At 73.7% G+C, this 17,971-nt stretch carries 18 protein-coding genes; 2 read left to right on the forward strand and 16 right to left on the reverse strand.

Annotated elements, in window-relative coordinates:
- The first annotated feature begins 32 nt into the window (after nucleotides 1–32).
- Nucleotides 33–794, forward strand: a complete 762-nt coding sequence (locus WIS52_RS03040) for an urease accessory protein UreD (protein WP_349296510.1) — start codon at nucleotides 33–35, stop codon at nucleotides 792–794.
- Between the two features lie 168 nt (nucleotides 795–962).
- Here the strand turns inward: WIS52_RS03040 and WIS52_RS03045 are convergent, their stop codons facing one another.
- From WIS52_RS03045 to WIS52_RS03120, 16 genes are all read right to left on the reverse strand, one after another.
- The gene (locus tag WIS52_RS03045) at nucleotides 963–1,814 is read right to left on the reverse strand and encodes a class III extradiol dioxygenase subunit beta (protein ID WP_349296511.1); all 852 of its coding nucleotides are present in this window, start codon (nucleotides 1,812–1,814) and stop codon (nucleotides 963–965) included.
- Nucleotides 1,807–2,184, reverse strand: coding sequence for a protocatechuate 3,4-dioxygenase (locus WIS52_RS03050; RefSeq protein WP_349296512.1), 378 nt, complete (start codon nucleotides 2,182–2,184; stop codon nucleotides 1,807–1,809). Before WIS52_RS03050 ends, WIS52_RS03045 begins: the two co-directional genes overlap by 8 nt.
- Before the next feature lie 23 nt (nucleotides 2,185–2,207).
- The gene (locus WIS52_RS03055) at nucleotides 2,208–3,497 is read right to left on the reverse strand and encodes an MFS transporter (protein ID WP_349296513.1); all 1,290 of its coding nucleotides are present in this window, start codon (nucleotides 3,495–3,497) and stop codon (nucleotides 2,208–2,210) included.
- Nucleotides 3,494–5,107 carry an AMP-binding protein gene (locus WIS52_RS03060; protein WP_349296514.1) on the reverse strand — a complete coding sequence of 538 codons (1,614 nt, stop codon included), beginning with the start codon at nucleotides 5,105–5,107 and terminating at the stop codon, nucleotides 3,494–3,496. Before WIS52_RS03060 ends, WIS52_RS03055 begins: the two co-directional genes overlap by 4 nt.
- Nucleotides 5,104–6,015: an amidohydrolase family protein gene (locus WIS52_RS03065; RefSeq protein ID WP_349296515.1), complete on the reverse strand. Its 912-nt coding sequence runs from the start codon at nucleotides 6,013–6,015 to the stop codon at nucleotides 5,104–5,106. Before WIS52_RS03065 ends, WIS52_RS03060 begins: the two co-directional genes overlap by 4 nt.
- The gene (locus WIS52_RS03070) at nucleotides 6,012–6,911 is read right to left on the reverse strand and encodes an SDR family NAD(P)-dependent oxidoreductase (RefSeq protein ID WP_349296516.1); all 900 of its coding nucleotides are present in this window, start codon (nucleotides 6,909–6,911) and stop codon (nucleotides 6,012–6,014) included. Before WIS52_RS03070 ends, WIS52_RS03065 begins: the two co-directional genes overlap by 4 nt.
- A 13-nt stretch (nucleotides 6,912–6,924) precedes the next feature.
- On the reverse strand, nucleotides 6,925–8,076 hold the full coding sequence (locus WIS52_RS03075) for an acyl-CoA dehydrogenase family protein (protein WP_349296789.1): 1,152 nt from the start codon (nucleotides 8,074–8,076) through the stop codon (nucleotides 6,925–6,927).
- A complete protein-coding gene (locus WIS52_RS03080; RefSeq protein ID WP_349296517.1) occupies nucleotides 8,076–8,915 on the reverse strand; it encodes a MaoC/PaaZ C-terminal domain-containing protein in 840 nt (279 codons plus the stop codon). Before WIS52_RS03080 ends, WIS52_RS03075 begins: the two co-directional genes overlap by 1 nt.
- Nucleotides 8,916–9,974 carry an ABC transporter ATP-binding protein gene (locus WIS52_RS03085; protein ID WP_349296518.1) on the reverse strand — a complete coding sequence of 353 codons (1,059 nt, stop codon included), beginning with the start codon at nucleotides 9,972–9,974 and terminating at the stop codon, nucleotides 8,916–8,918.
- Complete coding sequence (locus tag WIS52_RS03090; protein WP_349296519.1) at nucleotides 9,971–11,593, reverse strand: ABC transporter substrate-binding protein; 1,623 nt, start codon at nucleotides 11,591–11,593, stop codon at nucleotides 9,971–9,973. Before WIS52_RS03090 ends, WIS52_RS03085 begins: the two co-directional genes overlap by 4 nt.
- On the reverse strand, nucleotides 11,590–12,669 hold the full coding sequence (locus WIS52_RS03095; RefSeq protein ID WP_349296520.1) for an ABC transporter ATP-binding protein: 1,080 nt from the start codon (nucleotides 12,667–12,669) through the stop codon (nucleotides 11,590–11,592). Before WIS52_RS03095 ends, WIS52_RS03090 begins: the two co-directional genes overlap by 4 nt.
- A complete protein-coding gene (locus tag WIS52_RS03100) occupies nucleotides 12,666–13,544 on the reverse strand; it encodes an ABC transporter permease (RefSeq protein WP_349296521.1) in 879 nt (292 codons plus the stop codon). Before WIS52_RS03100 ends, WIS52_RS03095 begins: the two co-directional genes overlap by 4 nt.
- Entirely contained in the window at nucleotides 13,537–14,568 is a 1,032-nt protein-coding gene (locus WIS52_RS03105) for an ABC transporter permease (protein WP_349296522.1), read from the reverse strand. The genes WIS52_RS03100 and WIS52_RS03105 overlap by 8 nt, the downstream gene beginning before the upstream one ends.
- Before the next feature lie 6 nt (nucleotides 14,569–14,574).
- Nucleotides 14,575–14,919, reverse strand: coding sequence for a ferredoxin (gene fdxA / locus WIS52_RS03110; protein WP_349296523.1), 345 nt, complete (start codon nucleotides 14,917–14,919; stop codon nucleotides 14,575–14,577).
- Between the two features lie 26 nt (nucleotides 14,920–14,945).
- Complete coding sequence (locus WIS52_RS03115) at nucleotides 14,946–16,289, reverse strand: Rieske 2Fe-2S domain-containing protein (protein ID WP_349296524.1); 1,344 nt, start codon at nucleotides 16,287–16,289, stop codon at nucleotides 14,946–14,948.
- Between the two features lie 94 nt (nucleotides 16,290–16,383).
- A complete protein-coding gene (locus tag WIS52_RS03120; protein WP_349296525.1) occupies nucleotides 16,384–17,112 on the reverse strand; it encodes a PIG-L deacetylase family protein in 729 nt (242 codons plus the stop codon).
- A 138-nt stretch (nucleotides 17,113–17,250) separates the two neighbouring features.
- On the opposite strand from WIS52_RS03120, the gene WIS52_RS03125 reads away from it, so the two are divergent.
- Complete coding sequence (locus tag WIS52_RS03125) at nucleotides 17,251–17,949, forward strand: GntR family transcriptional regulator (protein ID WP_349296526.1); 699 nt, start codon at nucleotides 17,251–17,253, stop codon at nucleotides 17,947–17,949.
- The last annotated feature ends 22 nt before the right edge of the window (nucleotides 17,950–17,971 follow it).

A 17,971-nucleotide genomic window follows, 5' to 3' on the forward strand; every position in this document is an offset into this window, starting at 1 on the left:
GTGCGGGCTCACCGGCACCGGGAAGGACCGGCGTGCGCGCCCGCGCGGCCCTGACCGTCGAGCGGCGCGGCGGCCGCACCGTGGTCAGCACGCTGCGCGCGCAGGCCCCGCTCGCGCTGGTCCCGCGGCGCGGCGCCGCCGGCGCGGCGAGTCCGGAGGCCGTCGTGCACCTGGTCGGCTCGGCCTCGACCCCACTGGTCGGCGACGACGTCGAGCTCGTCGTCACCGTCGGCCCCGGTGCCGCGCTGGTGCTCACCGGCGTCGCGGCGGCGGTCGCACTGCCCGGTTCCGGGTCGCGGGGGTCGCGCACGGTGCTGCGCTGCCGGGTCGCCGAGGGCGGCTCGCTCGACTACCGGCCCGAGCCGACCGTCGTCACCGCCCGGGCCGACCACCACACCGTGCTGGAGGCCGAGCTGGCGCCGACGGCGTCGCTGCGGGCCCGCGACGTGCTGGTCGCCGGGCGGCTCGGCGAGCGCTGCGGGCGCTACCGCGGGACCGTCCGGGTCACCCGGGACGGGCACCCGGTGCTGGTGCAGACCCAGGAGCTGGGCGACCCACTGCTCGACGGCTCGCCCGCGCACCTGGCCGGGCACCGGGTGCTGGGCACCGAGATCGTCGTCGACGAGCACCCGGCGCCGGAGCCGGCCGCGGGTGAGGGCTGGAGCCTGTCCCCGCTCGCCGCCGGTGGGGTGCTGGCCACCGCGGTCGCGCACGACGCCGTCACTGCCGGTCGGCGGCTCGCCGAGGCGACGGGCGCACGGCACCGGGTCGCGTCGCAGAGACCGGCCGCCTGACACATCCGGCCGACACGGCGGGCCGGCACAGCGGCCGGTCGGCACAGCGGCCTGTCAGCACAGCGGCCTGTCAGCACAGCGGCCTGTCAGCACAGCGGCCGACCGGCACAGCGGCCGACCGGCACAGCGGCCGGTCGGCACAGCAGGACTGTCGGCACGGCAGGCCGGTCAGCCCGCCGGGGTGTTGTCCAGCAGTGCCATGCCGGCCGCCGTGTTCGACGCCGGGACGTGATAGGCCGTGTGCACGGTGCGCACCCGCTCGTTCATCGCACCGCGCATGATCAGCCACATGATCAGCTCGATGCCCTCGGACCCGGCCCGGCGGATGAAGTCGTCGCGCCCGAGCGCGGCGAGCGCGGCCGGGTCCCGGTCGATCGCGTCCAGGAACATGTGGTCGAACTCGGAGTTGATGAAGCCCGCGCGGCTCCCGGCGAGCTGGTGCGACATCCCGCCGGTGCCCAGGATCCCCACCGTCCGGGCCCCGTCGAAGGACCGCACCGCCCGCCCGATCGCCTGTCCCAGCGCCCAGCACCGGGCGGCCGTCGGCTGCGGGTAGTGGATGACGTTGACCAGGATCGGCACCACCGGGCACGGCCACGCCTCCCCCGGGTCGGGCGTCCAGACCGACAGCGGCACGGTCAGCCCGTGGTCCACGTCGAGGTGCGCGAACACGGTCAGGTCGAAGCCGTCGTCGACGAGTGCCTGCAGCAGGTGCAGCGAGAGCTCCGGGGCGCCGATCACATCCGGGACCGGGCGCGGTCCCCAGCCCTCGTCGGCCACCTCGTAGCGGTCGGCGGTGCCCAGACCGAACGTGGGGACCGCGGCGGGGTCGAGGCCGTTCGCGTGGTCGTTGTAGATCACGATCGCGACGTCCGGTGTCCGGTCGGCCAGCCAGGCCCGGGCCGGGCCGTAGCCGTCGAACAGCGGTTTCCACGCCGGTGTCCCGGTCAGGTCACGGTCCATCGCCGCCCCGATCGACGGCACGTGCGAGGTCGCCAGGCCCCAGATCACCTCAGCCATCGGAACGCCCCCCGGACCGCAGCTGCGCGGTGAACTCGGCCTCGCCGAGACCGGTGAAGACTCCGCCGAGACCCTGCATCGACACCCCGTCCATCATCGCCAGCTTGTAGACGTAGAAGATGCTCCCGCCGAGCTCGAGCATCGCCGTCCAGTCGCGGTCCAGGACGGCGCGGCGCTGCCCGGGCTCCAGCCCGAACCGGTCGCAGTAGCCGCCCTCGTCCGCGGTGAACTCCTCGCGCGCGGCCGGTGACCGCAGCGTCATGAGCATCGTGTTCAGCGGGTACCCGCGCCGGCTGGTGGCGCCGTCGAACACGTAGGTGCGCGGCCGGTCCAGCACACCGTCCCGGCCGGTGATGTCGTCGTCGGTCATCACGATCCTTCCCCTCGACACGTTCACGGTCGTCGACCTCGTCCCGCGGGCTCCGCCGCGGCCCGGGCCGGGTCCGGTGCCCGGCCGGGCCGGGGCAGCAGTACGAAGGCCAGCGTCCCGGCGGCGGTGACCGCGGCCAGCGCGAGCATCGCCGCCGGGTAGCCGCCCGGCCCCGCCTCGACCGCCGTCACCAGCAGCGGACCGGTCACGAGCCCCAGCGACACGAACCCCATCGACCAGCCCATGATGGCGCCGAACGAGGCGAGTCCGAAGTAGTCGGCGCGCAGGGTCGTCATCACCGGCCCGCGCAGCCCCCAGGCGAGCCCGTGCACGACGGCGGCCCCGAACAGGGCCGCCGGCGCCGACACGGTCGCCAGTGCCACCAGGACGACCACCTGCACGGACATCGCGCCGGCGGCGACGAACCGGGTGTCCAGCCGGTCCCCGACCAGGCCGATCAGCACCTGCCCGGCGAGCTGGGCCACCGACATCGCGGCCACCGCCATCCCGGCCAGCGTGAGCGACAGGTCGTGGTGGTGGATGAGCAGCGGGACCAGGTGCAGGTTGACCGCGCTCACCACCACCAGCGCGGACCCGTGCCCCGCCACGAGCAGCCAGAACGCCCGGGTCCGCAGCGCGGACCGCAGGCTGAGCCCGCCGTCGTCCGGTCCGGCGGGCGCCGGTGCGGGCGCGATCGCCGGCTCGTCGGCGACGCACGCCCGTGGCCGCTCCCCACGGGCCGGTGGTCGCGACGGCAGCACCGAGCCGGCGACGAGACCGACCCCGGCCAGCACGGCGGCGACCAGCAGGAACGTCGTCCGCCAGCCCAGCGACTCCAGGGCCAGCACGACCAGCGGGACAGCCAGCCCGCCCAGCGCGACGCCGCTGGGCAGCAGGCCCAGCGCCAGCGTCCGGCGTTCCGGCAGGGCCTGCACCACCGCCACGGTGAGCGGCATGATCCCGCAGGCCGAGCACCCGAGCGCGATCACGACGACCGCACCGAGGAACTGCCCCTCGCCGCCGGCCAGCGCGGCCAGCACGAACCCGGACGCGGCCAGCACCGATCCGCACGCCGCGACGGCGCGGGTCCCGACCCGGTCGCAGCACCAGCCCGTCAGCGGCGCGACGAACCCGTTGCCCAGCTGAACGATCGCGTAGCCCAGCGCCACGACGCCGACCGCCCAGCCGGTGTCGGCGGTGACCTCGACCAGGTAGGCGCCGAACGCCGCCATGATCAGACCGTTCTGGACGGTGAGCAGCGTGGCGCCGCCGCCGACCACCCACCAGCCACCGCGTGGCGTGCCGATCCTCATCGCACCGGCGACTCCCGTCCGGCCAGGTGCGAGCGGGCCCACCGCAGGTCGGCCTTGCCGGTGACCAGCCGGGGGACCTCGTCCACGATCGCGATCCGGCGCGGCTTCTTGTACCCGGCCAGCTGGGTGCCGACGTGCGCGGCGAGCTCGTCCGCGCCGGCCCGGGCGCCCGCGACGAGCGAGACGACCGCCCCGACCGTCGTCCCCCAGCGCTCGTCGGGCACGCCGACCACGACGGCGTCGCGGACCCCGGGGTGGGTGCGCAGGGCCAGCTCCACCTCGTCGGCGAACACCTTCTCCCCGCCGGTGTTGATGACCTGGTTGCCCCGGCCGAGCAGCCGCAGCCGCCCGTCGGCGCCGAGCCGCGCCATGTCGCCCGGCACCGACCAGCGCACCCCGTCGAGGTCCCGGAACGCGTCCGCGGTGCGGTCCGGGTCGCCCTCGTAGCCAGCGCCCGGGACCACCGGGGCGGCGAGCAGCCCGATCTCGTCCGAGCCGGGGGGCACGTCCCGGCCGGCGGGGTCGAGGAGCCGTGCGCCGGGGGCCAGGGTGAAGGTGCCCACCTCGTCGTCCGGGGTCTCGCGGGTGACGCGCGCGTGCGCGTACACCCCGCCCTCGGAGGCGGCGATGGTGTCCATCAGGGTCACGTCGGCGTGCGCGAGCAGCCGGCGCTTGACCGGCGGGGTCCACACCGCGCCGATGCTGCGGATCCGCCGCAGCCGCCCGATCCCGGGGTCCCGGCCCTCGGCGGCGGCGGAGTCCAGGGCGTCGAGCAGCCGCAGGGCGAAGGCGTCACCGACGATGGTGAGGTCGGTGACGCCGTGCCGGGCGAGCGCGGCGAGCAGGTCCTCCCCCTCGGTCCGCCGGTCCGGCAGCAGGGCCAGCGGCGTGCCGACGCACAGCGCGCCCAGCGCCGAGTAGATGCCGGTCCCGTGCATGAGCGGCGACGCCGGCAGGTGCACCAGGCCGTCCGGGCCGAACGGGTCCCGGGCCAGCGCCGCGCGCAGCGCCGCGTCCGGGCCGATCGCGTCGACGTCGATGCCGAGGGTGCCGAAGCCGCCGGACCACGCCGCCTCCAGCCGTTCCGACTGGCGGCCGAGGACGGCCTTCGGGTAGCCGGTCGTGCCGCCGGTGTAGAGCACCCACTCGGCGTCGGCGCGCTGCCGCCGCGGGAGCCGCCGCGCGGCGGCGACCTCCGGGCCGAACCCGCCGGCCGGGTCGACGGTGACGACGACGCCGGCACCGGCCTCGGTCACCGCCGGCACGACGTCGGGGTCGGCGACCGCGCCCCGGGCGCCGGATCCGGTCAGGACGTGGGCCATCTCCGCGGGCCGGTACCGGTAGTTGACGTTGATCGGGGTGGCGCCGAGCTTGAGCACGGCCATCAGCGCGGCGACGTAGTCGGGCGAGTTCCGGGCCGCCAGCCCGAACCGCTGCCCCGGCCGCACCCCCGCCCGGTCGAGGTACCCGGCCAGCCGGTCGGCGGACTCGTCGAGCTGCGCCCAGGTGACCGTGCGGTCGCCGCAGAGGATCGCCGGACGCCGCGGGGCCAGCGCGGTGATCCGCTCGAACCAGGTCGCGAAGTCCTCGATCCGTTCCGCGCCGGTCACACCGGCTCGATCCCGAACAGGCGCGCGGCGTTGCCGAGCATGATGCCCGGCTTCACGGTGTCCCGGATGTCGGTCTTCTCCAGGTCCGCGCACCAGCGTTCCGGGGAGAACAGCGGGTAGTCGGTCCCGAACAGCACCTTGTGCTTGAGCAGCGTGTTCGCGTACTGGACGAGCTGGGCGGGCCAGTACTTCGGCGACCAGCCGGACAGGTCGATGTGGACCTGGGCCTTGTGGGTGGCGATCGCGAGCGCGACGTCCTGCCACGGGAACGACGGGTGCGCCATCACGATCGGCATCTCCGGGAAGTCCGCGGCGACGTCGTCGAGGTAGAGCGGGTCGGAGTACTTCAGCCGGATCCCGCCACCACCGGGTGTCCCCGCGCCGACGCCGTTCTGTCCGGTGTGGAACAACGCGGGCAGCCCGTACTCGGCCAGCACCTCGTAGATCGGGTAGGCGGTCCGGTCGTTCGGGTAGAACTCCTGGACGCTCGGGTGGAACTTGAACCCGCGCATCCCGTAGGTCTCGATCAGCCGGCGGGCGATCGCGGCGCCGCCCTTGCCGCGCAGCGGGTGCACGCTGCCGAACGGGATGATCGCGTCCCGGTGCTCGGCGGCCAGCTCGCCGATCTCCTCGTTGGTCGGGGCGTGCTCGGACGGCTCGCCGAGCGAGTCGATCGTGAAGCACACCGCGGCCATCCGGCGTTCCCGGTAGTACGCGGCCAGGCCCGGCAGGTCGGCGCCGACGACGTCGGAGCGGAAGTGCTCCTGCATCTGCGCCATCCGGGCGGTGCCCTCCGCGGACTGCGCGTAGCGGGTGGAGAAGTGCACGTGGGTGTGCACGTCGATGGCCACCAGGTCCGCCGCCGCCAGCGCGGCGTTGCCGGCCGCGACGATCTCCGCGGCGCTCACCGGGCACCCGCCGGGGCGTCCGGTGCGTAGGGCTGCAGGTGTGGCGCGAGCTGCGGGCCGAACGCCTCGGCGACCCCCTCGGGCGTCCACCCGCCCTCCCGCGACATCTCCGCGGCGACGGCGGGGTGGCTCCAGACGGTGATCCGGTCGCCGCCGACCCCGAGCGCCTGCCCGGTGACGTCGGCGGCCGCGTCGGAGAGCAGGTAGACCAGCAGCGGGGCGACGTCCTCGGCGGTGCCCAGCCCGCTCTCCCGCAGGTGCGCGGGCACCGGTTCGCCGCGCTCGACGGCGGCGACGGCGTCGGTCAGCGCGGGGATGGAGGCGACCATCCGGGTCAGCGCCACCGGCACCAGCGCGTTGACGGTGACCCCGATCCGGGCCGTCTCGGCGGCCAGCGTGCGGGTCATCCCGACGATGCCTGCCTTGGCGGCCGAGTAGTTGGTCTGCCCGAAGCTGGCCCGCTGCCCGGCCGGCGAGCCGACCAGTACCAGCCGGCCGCCGTCGCCCTGTTCCCGGAAGCGGGTGATCGCGGCCCGGGCGCAGGTGAACGTGCCCCGCAGGTGGGTCTCGACCACGGTGTCGAAGTCGTCGTCGGACATCTTCGCCACGGTCCGGTCGCGCAGCACACCGGCGTTGGTGACCAGCGCGTCGAGCCGGCCGAACTCCGCCACCGCGGTCGCGACCAGCCGGTCGGCGGTCTCCGTCGGACCGACCGGCGCGACGACGGCGACCGCCCGGCCGCCCGCCGCGACGATCTCGTCGACGACCGGGCCGGCCGCGTCGGCGTCGACGTCGTTGACCACGACCGCCGCACCCGAATCGGCCACGGCGCGGGCGTAGGCCCTCCCCAGCCCGCGACCGGCTCCGGTCACCACGATCACCTTGCCTGACAGCACGTCCGTTCCCCCTTCAGTCGCCGATGACGCCCAGGGCCACGTGGCCCCGCAGCAGGTTGCGCGCGATGGTGCGGCGCTGGATCTCGTCGGTGCCCTCGTAGATGCGCAGCACCCGCAGCTCCCGGTACCAGCGCTCGATCGGCAGCTCGCGGGTGTAGCCCATCCCGCCGTGGATCTGCAGCACCCGGTCGACCACCCGGTTCGCGGTCTCCGCGCCGTGCAGCTTCGCGATGGCGGTGGCGTGCCGGGCGTCGCGGCCGGTCTGGGCCTGCCAGGCCGCGTGCAGGGTCAGCCACTTCGTGGCCTCCAGCTCGACCTGGCTGTCCGCGATCTGCCACTGGATCGCCTGGTACTCGGCGATCGGGTGGCCCATCGACTCCCGGGTCGACGCGTGCGCGCACGCCATGCCGAGCAGTCGCTCTCCGGCGCCGACCGCGCGGGCCGGGATCACGTAGCGGCCCTGCCCGATCCAGGACAGCGCGAGCTCCAGCCCGCCACCGACCTCACCGAGCACCGCATCGGCGGGCACCCGCACGCCGTCGAACACCACCGACGCGCACGACCACTCGCCCATCGTCGGGATCGGGGTGGAGGTCCAGCCGCGGTCCCGGTCGACCAGGAAGGCCGTCACCCCCTCGTCGGCGCGGGCGAACAGGATGGCGAAGTCCGCCGCGTCACCGCCGGTGATGAACGTCTTCTCGCCGTCGAGCAGCCAGTCGGCACCGTCGCGGCGGGCCCGGGTGCGGATGTTGCGGGCGTCGGAGCCCGCGCCCGGTTCGGTCAGCGCGAAGCAGGACCGGCGCTCCCCCGCGATCGTCGGGAGCAGGTAGGCCTCCCGCTGCGCCGCCGAGGCCGCGAAGAGGATGTTGTCCGCGCTCCCACCGAAGCGGAACGGCACGAAGGTGCGGGCCAGCTCCATCTCCAGCACGGCGTGCATCACCGGTGCGAGCCCCATGCCGCCGTACTCGGGCGGGGTCGTGACGCCCCAGTACCCGGCGGCGCGGGCCTTCTCCTGCAACGCGGTCAGGACGCCGTCGGGCAGCGGCGGACGGCCGGCGCGCTCGTTGCGGAGCACCTCGTCCTCGAGCGGCACGACCTCGCGCGTCACGAAGGCGCGGACGGTGTCGCGGACGGCGCGCTCCTCGTCCGAGAGCGAGAAATCGATCATGCGGCGACCGTCGCCCGGCCGCGGTCGAGGACCACGGTGCCGTCGTCGAGCCGGGTGCGGAACAGGACCTGGTTCCCGTCCCGCCACGCCTCGGTGGTCAGCGACTGCCCGGGCAGCACCGTCGCGCTGAACCGGCCGGACATCGCCGTGAGCCGGGACGGGTCGTCGTCGACCAGGCGCAGCAGCGCCCTGCCTGCCACGCCGTAGGTGCAGAGGCCGTGCAGGATCGGCGTGTCGAAGCCGGCGCGGCGGGCGAACTCCGGGTCGGAGTGCAGCGGGTTGCGGTCGCCGCTGAGCCGGTAGAGCAGGGCCTGCTCGGGCCGTGTCCGGTGGGTGGCGACGACGTCCGGCTCCCGGTCCGGGGCCGGCCACTCCTCCCGCGGCCCGCGCTCGCCGCCGAACCCGCCCTCGCCGCGGACGAACACGGCACTGCGGTTGGTCGCCAGCGGCGACCCGTCCTCCAGCACCGCCTCGGAGACCATCACCACGAGCGCCCCGCTGCCCTTGTCGTGGATCGCATCGACCCGCGCGGTGGCGGTCACCGTGCCGGACACCGGCACCGGCCGGTGCAGGGTGACGGACTGCTCGGCGTGCACGATCGCCGACGGGTCGATCTCGCCGAACGAGGGGGCCGGGGCCTGCGAGAGGAGCACCGCGAACGTCGGCAGGACCTGCTGCGGCGCTCCGGCGCTGTTCTCGGTGGTGAAGGCGAGCTCGGCCGCCGGGTCGCCGAGGCCGGCCCCCACCCCGATCGCGTAGAGCACGGCGTCGGTCGAGGTCCAGGTGCGGGTGCGGGGCTCCCCGGTCCGGCCCACGGCTCCGGTGTCGATCGGCATTCAGAGTCCTTTCTCGGCGGACGACGCGACGGCGGACGCGGCTCCGGTGTCCGGGTCGACCAGCGGGTGGTGGCAGGCGACGCGGGTGCCCGGCCGCACCTCGCGCAGCTGCGGCTCCTCGGCCGCGCAGCGCTCGGTCGCCAGCGGGCAGCGGGTCCGGAACCGGCACCCGCTCGGCGGGTCCAGCGGGGACGGGATCTCGCCGCCGGCCCGGTCGGCCTCGGTCGGGTCGACCTGCGCCGCCGTGTCCAGGGACGGGATCGACGACGCCAGCAGCCGGGTGTAGGGATGCGCGGGCCGGTCGAAGACGGTGGTCGCCTCGCCGATCTCGCAGATCCGCCCCAGGTACATCACCGCGACCCGGTCGCTGATGTTGCGCACCACCCCGAGGTCGTGCGCGATGAAGACCAGGGTGAGCCCGTACCGGGCCTTCATGTCCTCCAGCAGGTTGAGGATCTGGGCCTGGACCGAGACGTCGAGTGCGGAGACCGGCTCGTCGCAGATCAGCACCTCGGGTTCCAGCACCAGCGCCCGGGCGATGGACACCCGCTGGCACTGCCCGCCGGAGAACTGGTGCGGACGACGGTCGCCGACCTGGTCCGGGTCGAGCCCGACCGCCTCGAGCACCTCGGGCACGAGCCGCTCGCGCTCGTCGCCGCGCCCCCACACCGCGAGCGGGTCGCCGACGATGTCGGTGATCCGGCGGCGCGGGTTCAGCGACGAGATCGGGTCCTGGAAGATCATCTGCAGCTTCGGGCGGACCTCCCGCAGGCCGGCGGCCGAGAGCGTCGCGAGGTCGTGCCCGTGGAAGCGGACCGATCCCGACGTCGGCCGGGGCAGCTGCATGATCGCGCGGCCGGTCGTCGACTTCCCGCAGCCGGACTCGCCGACCAGGCCGAGGGTCTCGCCGCGCCGGACGTCGAGGCTGACCCCGGAGACCGCGTGCACGGTCCGCCCGCCGCCGACCGGGAACTCGACGACGAGATCGTCGATCTGCAGCACGACCTCCTCCTGTGCCGGCTCCGCGACCGCGCGGGTGTCCGGCTCGGTCGCGGTCACCGGTCGAGCCAGATCGCGTCGAAGAACATGTCCCGCGAGAGGTAGCGCTGGATCCCCCGGACGTCGGGCTGGGTGATCGTCGAGAGGTACCCGCGGCTGTAGTAGCCGACGGGGATGTCCTGGTTGGTCAGCAGCTGCACGCGCCGGTAGGACTCGGTCCGCTCCGCCTCGTCGGTGGTCGCCGCGGCCCGGGTGAGCAACTCGTCGACCTCGGGGTTGCTGTAGCCGCCGTAGTTCGCGTTGCCCCCGGTACCCAGGTAGTTGATCGTCTGCGGGTAGGGGCTGTCGGTCGGACCGCCGACCCAGCCCGCGGCCTCGAAGTCCCGGCTCTGCACGACGCTCGAGGAGTACTGGGCGAGGTCGAAGAACTCCGGCTCCAGGGTGATCCCGATGGCCGCCATCTGGGCCTGCATGAACTCGGCGAACGCGACCCGGTTGGGAGCGTTGGTCGTCTTGTAGGAGACGGTCGCGCTGCCGCCCGAGTCCACGTACTCCTGGACGAGCTCGCGGGCGCGTTCCTGGTCGAACGCCGGCCACGCCTCGGCCGCCTCGGGGGTCTGGTACTCCGACTGGTCGCCGAACCAGCCGGTCGCCCGCTCCATCTGGTTGCGGAACTGGGTCGCCGCCAGCGCGTCGAGGTCGATGCCGCGCACGAACGCCTCGCGCATCCGCGGGTCGTCGAACGGGGCCCGCTCGTGGTTGAAGTAGATGAACTCGGCGCCGTGCCCGGGTCCGTAGTAGACGTTCAGCTCCGGGTTGGAGAGCGCCCGGATCAGCTCGGTGTGGTAGCCGCCGTAGACCACGTTCACGTCGCCGTTCTCGATCGACGCGTAGCGGGTCTCGGTGTCCGGCAGCGGCCGGAACTCCAGGCCGTCCAGGTAGGGCCGGCCCTCCTGCCAGTAGTCCGGATTGGCCGTGAGCACCATCCGGGAGTCCCGGACCCAGTCGGAGAGCACGAACGGACCGGCGCCCACCGGGTTCGCGGCGATGTCGTCGCCCCGCTCCTGCACGGCGGCCGGGGACAGCAGCGCGCCCAGGTTGCCGGCCGTGAAGTTCAGCCCGAACACCACCGGGAACGAGCCGGACGGCTCGCGCAGGACGAACTCGACCGTCGTCGGGTCGACCGCGCGCATGGTCTCGATCAGCGACGCGTGCTGGAACCCAGGCGACGCCGGCTTGTCCAGGTGCCGCTGGACGTTGAACACGACGGCGTCGGCGTCGACCGGGGTGCCGTCGGAGAACCGGACACCCTCGCGCAGGCCCATCCGCCAGGTCTTCCCGTCGTCGGCGCTGTCCATCGACTCGGCCATGTGCGGCTCGGCCCCCCCGTCGGGGGTCAGCTTCATCAACGAGTCGAGGACGGCGAACGCGGCCTGGTTGGTGTTCTGCGCCGTCGGGTCGAATCCGACGGCCTCGCGGTCGGTCCCCAGCACGAGCGTTCCGCCCGCGCGGGGCTCGCCCTCGGTGGCCGGGTCGACGCCGTTCGGGTTGACCGCCTGGACGCCCCCGGCCCCGCCCTCGCCCTCGTTCAGGGCCGGCGCCGCGCCGCAGGCGGCGAGCAGCACGCCGGAGAGCGCGACGGCCAGCACGGACAGCGTTGTCCGTCGTCGGGTGTTCATGACAGCACCATCTCCTCGCTCACGGGGGTACCGGCGGCACTCGTGCCACGGCGGGCATTGCGGTCCCGGGCCTCCGACCAGGCCGGCGACCCCACCGGGAACCAGCAGCGGTACCGGTGCGCGGGGGAACCGGCGTCGCGCAGCGGGGGGTCCTCGGTCAGACAGCGGTCCTGGGCGTACGGGCAACGCGGGCTGAACCGGCAGCCCGCCGGGGGGTTCAGTAGATCCGGCGGCCGGCCCGGGATCGTCTGCAGCCGGACGTGGTTGGGCCCGGCCGACGGGGGCAGGGCGTGCATCAGGGCCTCGGTGTAGGGCATCCGCGGCGCGGCGAACAGGTCGGCGGTCGGCGCGGTCTCCACGATCCGGCCCGCGTACATCACCGCGATCCGGTCGGCCCGGCTGCGGACCACCCGCAGGTCGTGGGTCACCAGCAGCATCGCCATCCGGCGCCGGCGCTGCAGGCCGGCCAGCAGGTCCAGGATCTGGGCCTGGACGGTGACGTCGAGCGCGGTGGTCGGCTCGTCGGCCAGCAGCAGGCGCGGGTTGCAGGACAGCGCGATCGCGATCGTCACCCGCTGCCGCATCCCCCCGGACAGCTCGTGCGGGTACTGCCGCAGGCGCCGTTCCGGTTCGGCCAGCCCCACCTGGCGCAGCAGCTCGACCGCCCGCTCCCGGGCCTGCGCCCGGGTCACGTCCTCGTGCTGGCGGATCGTCTCGGTGATCTGGGCGTCGATCCGTTTGACCGGGTTCAGCGAGGTCATCGGGTCCTGCAGGATCAGCGCGATCTCCGCGCCCCAGAACCGGGACAGCGCGGGCCCGGACAGGTCGGAGATCCGGGAGCCGGCGTAGTCCACGGTGCCGGAGACGTCGGTGGTGCGGCCCGCCGCGACCAGGCCCATCAGCCGCCGGGTGAGCACGGTCTTGCCCGAGCCGCTCTCCCCGACGACGGCGACGACCTCGCCCTCCCGCACGTCGAGCGACACGTCCTCGACGGCGCGCACTACCCCGCGCGGGGTGTGGAACCGGACCCCGACGTCGGCGGCCGACAGCAGCGTCTCTTTCCCGGCGGCGCTCACAGGTTGCTCTCCTTGACCTCGAACCGCTTGCGGGTCCGCTCGCCGACGTAGTTGATCGACAGCACCGTCAGGAACATGACGGCGGCGGGGAACAGCGAGATGTGCGGGTAGGTCAGCAGCTCGACGCGGCCGGCCGCGATCATCCCGCCCCAGCTCGGGGTGGGCGGCGGGATACCCAGGCCGAGGAAGCTGAGCGAGCCCTCCACGACGATGAACAGGCCGACCATGATGAAGCCGTAGGCGGCGACCGGGAGCACGACGTTCGGCGCGATCTCCCGGAGGATGATCCGCATCGGACGGCAGCCGTAGGCCCGGGCCGCCAGCACGAACTCCCGCTGCGCGACCACCAGGGTGGCGGCGCGGCTCAGCCGGATGAAGGTCGGGACCGAGAGGATCGCCAGGCCGAGGATCAGGTTGGTCAGGCTGGCGCCCAGGATGGCGACCAGGGCGATGATCAGCACGAGCCCGGGGAACGCCAGCACCACGTCGGTCACCAGGGCGAGCACCCGCTCGGTGCGCCCGCCGAAGTAGCCGGCCAGCATGCCCAGGGTGCCGCCGACCACGGCGCCGAGCAGCACCGCGCAGAGCCCGACGAGAAGCGAGGCCCGCGCCCCGTGCACGACCCGGGAGAAGGTGTCCCGCCCGAGCGTGTCGCCGCCCAGCCAGTGCTGCGGGGTGATCCCGCTGGCCACGTTGGTGTAGTCCGGGACGTCCGGGTCCCACAGCGGGAGCACCGGTGCGAACACCGCGGCCAGCACGACGGTGCCCAGCCAGGCCCAGGCCACCCACCAGCCCCACGGGGTGCGGTCGGCACGGGCCCGTGCCGGGGTGGCCGTGGCCGTCGTCGTCGGAGCGGGTGCGATCGGGTCAGCCATGACGGCGCACCCGTGGGTCGAGGAACAGGTAGAGGAGGTCGATCAGCATGTTGATCACCACGTAGGCGACGGCGACGAACAGCAGTGCTCCCTGGAGCAGCATGTAGTCGCGGTTGAACACGGCCTGCACGATCAGTTGTCCCAGCCCCGGGATCGCGAACAGCGTCTCGACGATCACGGTGCCCCCGAGCAGCCGCCCGATGTTCAGCCCGGACAGCGTGATCAGCGAGAACGACGAGGGCCGCAGGGCGTGCCGGAGCAGGATCCGGCGGACCGGCAGGCCCTTCGCCCGGGCCATGAGGATGAAGTCCTCCTGCAGCGTCGAGATCATGTCCGAGCGCAGCAGCTGCCGGTAGACGGCGGCCTCGGCCACCATCAGCGTCAGGCAGGGCAGGATGATCGACCGCAGGTTGTCCAGCGGGCTCTCGAAGAACGGGGTGAACCCGGTCGCCGGCAGGACGCTCCAGATCCCGCCCGCGAAGAGCACGATCAGCACCATGCCGAGCACGAACTGGGGCATCGCCGCGGCGCCGAAGCCGAGCGTCATCGAGACCCGGTCGACCGGGCGGCCGGGCCGGTAGGCGGAGTAGATCGCCAGTGGCACCGCCACGATCAGCGCGAGCACCTGGGCGACCAGGGTGATCTGGAACGACACCGGCACCCGTTCGGCGAGCGCGTCGGCGACCGGCTGCCCGGTCCGGAACGACTCCCCGAGGTCCCCGGTGACGACCCCGCCCAGCCAGTCGACGTAGCGCACCACCAGCGGGCGGTCCAGCTGCAGGTCCTCGCGCACCTGCTGCACCTGCTCCGGGGTGGCGTTGTCCCCGGCGACGACGACGGCGGCGTCGCCGGGGAGCAGGTCCACGACCACGAAGGACAGGAAGGTCACCGCGAGCAGGACGAGCAGCAGGTGCGTGAGGCGGGCACCGACCCGCCGCAGCGGGAACCGGCGCCGCCCGCGCCGGCGCTCCGGTGGGCCCGGCGCGGCCACGGGCGGGGCGGGGACCGCGGTCGTGTCGGCCACGGCGGCTCAGGGCTCCCGGCCGGGCAGCGCCGCCACCAGGGGCGTGTCGGCCGGCACCGGACCCAGCCGGTCCGCCCCACCGGGATCCCCGAGCGGGGCGTCCCGTCCCGGGAGGATCTCGTAGAAGAACGCCGCGTTGTCGGTGATGTGCACCTGGTCGCCGGGCTCGACGTCGGCCTCGAGCGCGATCGACTCGACCGGGCACTCCGTCTCGCAGGCGCCGCACTCGATGCACTCGGCCGGGTTGATGTACAGCTTCCGGTCGCCGGTGTAGATGCAGTCCACCGGGCACACCGCGACGCAGCTGCGGTCCATGATGTCCACGCAGTCGCCGGTGATCACGTAGGTCATGACGGCTCCTCTCCCCGACGGGGCGCTCAGGAGCCGGCGACCGGGGTGCGGTCCGGGCCCGGCTCGTAGAGCTGCACCATCGGGTCGCGGTCGGTGCCCAGCTCGCGCCAGTCCTCGCCCGGCTCGAGGATCTTCTCGGCGGACCGGATCGACCGGTAGTCGAGATCCCCGTCGACGGCCGGCGCGGGTTCACCCGCCGCCACCTTCTTCGCCGCCGCCATCAGCAGCCGGCGCATCCGGATGATCGCCTTGTCCGAGGTGCCGAGCCGTTCCTGGCTGCGGTCGTAGATCGGTCCCATCGACTCGGTGACCATGAAGTCCTGGCTGATGAACTCCCGGACGCCGGAGAAGGTCAGGTGGCGCTGCTCCTCGCGGTTGATCCCGTAGTCGTTCTCCGCGGTGTAGCGGCGCGGGATGATCCCGTTGCGGCCCACCTCGGACGGTCCGAACTCGAACGGCGAGAGCGCGAACAGGTTCTCCCCGCCGACCTCGGCGATCGAGCCGTGGTCGCGGGTGGTGACGCTGTAGCGCCAGGTGTTGTGGTCGTCGGCCGGGACGAACAGGCCGTGCTGGGTGCCGAACGGGACGGTCGCGATCACCGTGTTGTACGGGTAGGCGAACGCGCTCATCCGGACGTGGGTGTTGCCGGCCGGGGTCTCCCGGACGCCGACGTACTTGAAGCCGTACCAGGTGTCCTCGATCTCGAGCCGGGGCGCGCGGTCGTGCCGCCAGAACTTCCACGACATCGCGTTGGTCGGGTAACCGGGCTTGTCGCTGCCGTCGTCGGGGATCTGGTCGATCCCGTCCCACTGGTGCAGCCAGGAGATGTGCGAGGTGTCGAGGTTGCCCTCCATCGCCTGCACCCAGTTGCAGGTGGTGTGCAGCTTGGTCGCGGCCACGTGCTCGGGTGCGAGGGTCTCGGTGCCGAGGTCGCGGAACGGCGGGCGGTGCTCGTCGGGACCCATGTAGGTCCACACGATCCCGCCCGACTCGTGGGTCGGGTAGGCCTTCAGCCGGACCTTGTCCTTGAACACGCTGCTCGGCGGCTCGCTCGGCATGTCCACGCACGCGCCGTCGGCGTCGAACTTCCAGCCGTGGTAAGGGCAGCGCAGCCCGCACTCCTCGTTCCGTCCGAAGTAGAGCGACGCCCCGCGGTGCGGGCAGTTCTCGCCGACGAGCCCGAGCCGTCCCGAGGTGTCCCGGAAGGCGACGAGGTCCTCGCCGAGCAGACGGACCCGCACCGGGTCGCCGTCCGGCGTCGGGGCCTCGCTGACCAGCAGGGCCGGCGTCCAGTAGCGGCGCAGCAACTCGCCCATCGGGGTTCCCGGGCCCACCCGGGTGAGCAGCTCGTTGTTCTCCTGGTTCAGCATGGTCGCCTCTCTCGTCGACGGGTGGTGGGACGCAGGTCGGTCGGGGGGTGGGGAGCGGCGGGCCGGTCGGGGGCCGGCCGGCGGGGTCAGGCACTCACCAGAGCCGGTCGGCGACGGTCGGGAAGACCTGCTGGAACGCCTCGGCGTGGGTGACCGACGACGGGGCCCCGTTGCGGCGGGCCTGGACGCCGCGGCGGACGGCCAGCTCGGCGTAGTAGTCGACGAGGTGGCCCTGCGCGCCGTCCATCGCCTTCATCGCGATCCGCTTGCGGTCCATCACCGGCGTGATGTCGAGCAGGTTGTCCGGGACGAAGCCGCACTGCTCGGGCTGGTGCGGTTCGAAGGCCATCACCTGCGTGGCGCCCAGCGGCGGGGTGGAGCGGTCCGGGAGCCCGTCGGCCTGGGCGACCATCCGGGCGCGCAGCACCATCTCGTGGGTGAGCGCGTGGTCGAGGTTGTAGGGGTCGCGCGCCGAGTGCGTCAGCAGCAGGGTCGGACGCAGCGCGCGGAACCGGGCCACCAGGGCGTCGAGCAGCTCGGGGGTCTCGCGCAGCGGGTAGTCGCCGGCGTCGAAGAACTCGATCCGCGCGCCGAGCGTCTCGGCGGCGGTGCGGGACCCGTCCTCGCGGGCGGCCTTGACCGACTCCAGCGTGGCGCCCTCGGACTTCCACAGCGCGGCCGACTCGCCCCGCTCCCCGAAGGTCAGGCACAGCACGGTGACCTCACCGCCGTCCGCGGCGCACCGCGCGATCGCACCACCCGACCGCCACACGAAGTCGGCCGCGTGCGCACTCACCACCACCAGCCGTGCCGTCGCTACCACAGGTCCTCCCGACGTCGTTGTCGGGGACCGACGGTAGCCACGGGAGTGAGCTTTGACAACGATATTGTTAACAATCTTGGTGACAGCTAAGCTCCTGCCCCGGAGCCCATCCGGGCCGAGCACGACGGGAGGACGGCCATGGCCGCCGACAGGGGGACGACGACCGGGTCGGTGTCCGACGCGGGGTCCGCGCGGGCGGTCGCGGAGGTGGCGACCGCCATCCGCGAGGGGATCATGCAGGGGCGCTACGCCCCCGGTCAGCGCCTGCCGGAGAACGACCTCGGGGCCATGTACCGGGCCTCACGGGCGGCGGTGCGCACGGCACTGGCCCAGCTCGAGAACGAGGGGGTCGTCGAGCGCGAGCGCAACCGCGGCGCGCGGGTGCGGCCGATCTCGCTGGACGAGGCCGTCGAGGTCACCGAGGCCCGTGCGGTCCTGGAGGGCCTGTGCGCCGCCAAGGCCGCGGCCCGGGCGACCGAGGGGGACCGCGCCCGGCTGCGCGCGCTCGGCGAGAGCCTGGAGCACGCCGTCGGGGCCGGGGACATCCCGACCTACTCCCGGATCAACCAGGATGTGCACGGTGCCGTGCGGGAGATCGCCGCGCACCACACCGCCGGGGTGCTGCTCGACCGGCTGCGCACCCAGAGCGTGCGCTTCCACTACAGCGTGGCGTTGCTGCCCGGACGGCCGTCGACCGGCCTGGCCGAGCACCTGGACGTGATCCGGACGGTCTGCTCGGGCGATCCCGACCTCGCCGAGAAGACCATGCGCGACCACCTCCTCAGCGTCGTCACCGCCCTGCAGCAGCTCGACGCCACCCTCACCGACCACTGGTGACCTTGATCGACCGCTGGTGACC

Origin of the sequence: Pseudonocardia nematodicida (assembly GCF_040105385.1) — a bacterium.
Taxonomy (GTDB): Bacteria; Actinomycetota; Actinomycetes; order Mycobacteriales; family Pseudonocardiaceae; genus Pseudonocardia; species Pseudonocardia nematodicida.